The 1,783-nt window shown below is 65.3% G+C and carries 2 protein-coding genes and 1 pseudogene; all 3 read left to right on the forward strand.

Annotated features, from left to right (window positions below; all coding sequences use genetic code 11):
- Nucleotides 1–589: pseudogene (locus ACFWPJ_RS31925) on the forward strand (hypothetical protein); the annotation flags it as partial.
- Nucleotides 586–1,362, forward strand: a complete 777-nt coding sequence (locus ACFWPJ_RS31930) for an ESX secretion-associated protein EspG (protein WP_378857116.1) — start codon at nucleotides 586–588, stop codon at nucleotides 1,360–1,362. The pseudogene ACFWPJ_RS31925 and the gene ACFWPJ_RS31930, both read left to right, overlap by 4 nt.
- On the forward strand, nucleotides 1,362–1,748 hold the full coding sequence (locus ACFWPJ_RS31935; protein WP_378857118.1) for a hypothetical protein: 387 nt from the start codon (nucleotides 1,362–1,364) through the stop codon (nucleotides 1,746–1,748). Before ACFWPJ_RS31930 ends, ACFWPJ_RS31935 begins: the two co-directional genes overlap by 1 nt.
- Nucleotides 1,749–1,783 lie beyond the last annotated feature (35 nt).

The following is a 1,783-nucleotide window of genomic DNA, read 5'->3' on the forward strand; positions in this document are numbered from 1 at the left end:
CGCCGGTTCACCCGGTGGCCTCGGCTCCCCGAACGCGGGTGGCGCGGTGCCCGGTCTCCTCCAATCACCCACTACCGGTGGCCAACTCGCGGGCAGCGGCAACGCCGCGGGAGCACGCGCGGCTGGCATGCCCGGCACGGGCATGATGCCCGGCGCCGGCGCCGGTGCGGGCCGCAAGGCAGACGATTCCGGTTCCGAACACAGCTCCCCGGAGTACTTGCGTGGAGTCCAACCTGAGTTGCTCGACGACACCCACGTCCTCGCTGGTGTAATCGGTGACGATCCAGCAAACGAATTGGATGAACCACCCTCGAATTCGCCCGGTGTCGCCGAATCTCCGACCAGGCGCTCGTCGGTCCTCGACCAGCCTGCCGCCGAGTCAGCCGATACGCCACCAGCTGTGACATCACTCCTCGAACAACCCGCGAGCACCGAAATGGCCGGTGCAACTGCGACACCCGACCCCACGCAGTCAGCGATTGCGCCCACCGCACCGACGTTGCCGCCCGAAATCGCGGCCTTGCTCGCCGAACACGGCACGCCGGAAGTCCCCGCGCCCACCGCCGAGAGCGAGCGCACCAACCGATGACCACACCGCCGACATGGACCCTGACCGGTGACGAATTCGACTGGGTCTGGCGCCAAGAAACCCGTTTCGACGACGCGTACGACCACCCCGACCCGCTCGCCGTCCGCACCACACCGACCACCGAACCGGAAGGCGACAAGCTGAGAGAAACTCTGCGCGAACGCTTTCCACGAGGCGGTGATCGTGGCCTGTCGGCGATGTTCGCAATCATGGCCAACGCCGACACCCGAGTAGCCTGCGTCAACACCGTCGGTGACACCGAAATACGTTGCCACGGTGCAGCACTCGAGGGTCTCGGGGTCGTTGCCGCCCAGCGCATCACCCCGACCGAAGGTGGCGGCCCCGTCCGCCTCGCCCTTGTCTCCCGCGCGACGGTGCCCGCGCATCTGGCAGCGATCCTGCCCAACACCGAACCCGGTGGGGCAGGTCCGATCGTCGGCTACACACCACGGGTCCGAGGTCAAGAACCGCCAACCTCCTGGAACCGCGACGCCGCAGGCCGTCTCCCCGCCGAGGAACGCATCCGCAAGCTGATGCGCCTGCGCCGCAGCGCCGAAGGCTATTTCGTCATCGAACGCAACCCCGGCAACCACCGCCCCATCCAATACCTGAACTGGATCGACATCCCACCAGGCCAATTCGCCAGCGGCCGCTACCTCATCGAGGTCAACGACAACGACACCACCGTCATCCCCGCCTCCCCCGACATCGTCGCCCGCGAGATCAGCAAACGCGGCCACTTCCATACAACGCCGAAACGACAGGATGACTGATGACCATCGAATTCGACTACGGCAAGGCGCAGATCTCGGCGTTCACCCAGTCCGCGCGGGCCGGCGAGTTCAGCTTCGATGAGACTGCGGTCATGGCAGCAGTCTCGTTGTACGACAAGATGATTCAAGACCTATACGCGCTCCGAGACGACTTCGACAAGGCCCAGAACGTCAGCGGGTTCGGCGGATTTCCATCAGCACACGAGCTGCAGCAAGGGTTCGCGACGAAGGCGACCGAGGGCTTAAACGTACTGACACAGCTGATAGACGCGGCGATGCAGATGCAGGAAGGTCTCCTCTGTGCGGCGAACAAAGTGCCGGAGGCCGACGACCTCAACAGGCGACGTATCGCGACTTTAGCGCGCGAAATCGACGGGCAGGCGTAGCCAATGCGAGGACTCGTCACTGCCCTACTCGGCAG

Origin of the sequence: Nocardia sp. NPDC058497, assembly GCF_042720195.1 — a bacterium.
In the GTDB taxonomy this organism is placed as follows: domain Bacteria; phylum Actinomycetota; class Actinomycetes; order Mycobacteriales; family Mycobacteriaceae; genus Nocardia.

What these genes read in the sequence shown, in the direction of transcription:
- ACFWPJ_RS31930 (WP_378857116.1), top strand. Translation starts at nt 586, where the DNA reads ATGACCACACCGCCGACATGGACCCTGACCGGTGACGAATTCGACTGG.
- ACFWPJ_RS31935 (WP_378857118.1), top strand. Translation starts at nt 1,362, where the DNA reads ATGACCATCGAATTCGACTACGGCAAGGCGCAGATCTCGGCGTTCACC.